Genomic DNA, 643 nt, shown 5'->3' with positions numbered 1-643 from the left:
ATATAGTGGGTAATCAGGTTAATGACAGAGTCATTTGTCAATTTACCAATGATGTAGTAGATTAGACCAACGATATAAAGTGCTGCAATTGTAGGAATGATTGCTAAGAAAGCTTTTGCTACTGCAGGTGGAACTTATTCTGGCATCTTAATTGTGATGTCAGCAAGCATGAGTTTTGCATAAATAATAACTGCAAGGGCACCCATAATAATAACTGTGAAGTAAGCTCCAGCATCAAGGTGAGCTGAGGCAAAGAGTGGTTTCCAAGCGGCAAGTCCTTGATCACCAAGAACGCCATTAAGCTTGTCAGTTGCTGCTACACCAGCTTTACCTGTACCATTTGCTGCTGTAAATTTGCCCATTTGGTTTGGCAAACCTGCAAATAAGGTTGCAACTGATACGATACCACCAGCGAGGTCATTGACTCCGTAAGCACGGGCCAAATTGTAACCCCAAGAAAAGGCAAAGATAAGACCAATAACTGTCAGTGTACCTTGGTTAACAAGGGCTGAAATATTGTTCAAATCACCAATGATTGGTGTATTAGCAAGTGTCCAGACTTTCTCTGGTGCTAATTTTGAGAATGCTGTTGCTCCCAACATCATTTGTTGGATAGCTGACGGGAATGTTGCTACAAGAGAAT

1 protein-coding gene is annotated in these 643 nt (G+C 41.4%); it reads right to left on the bottom strand.

The window, feature by feature from the left end:
* Positions 1 to 134: 134 nt before the first annotated feature.
* Positions 135 to 643 (bottom strand): PTS transporter subunit EIIC (locus BABA_RS12835; protein WP_007085620.1); only part of this gene is annotated, 509 nt, incomplete at its 5' end.

It is taken from the genome of Neobacillus bataviensis LMG 21833 (genome assembly GCF_000307875.1).
GTDB lineage: Bacteria > Bacillota > Bacilli > Bacillales > Cytobacillaceae > Neobacillus > Neobacillus bataviensis.
The sequence above is the reverse complement of the archived record's forward strand: the minus strand, read 5'-3'. Positions and strand labels throughout refer to the sequence as shown.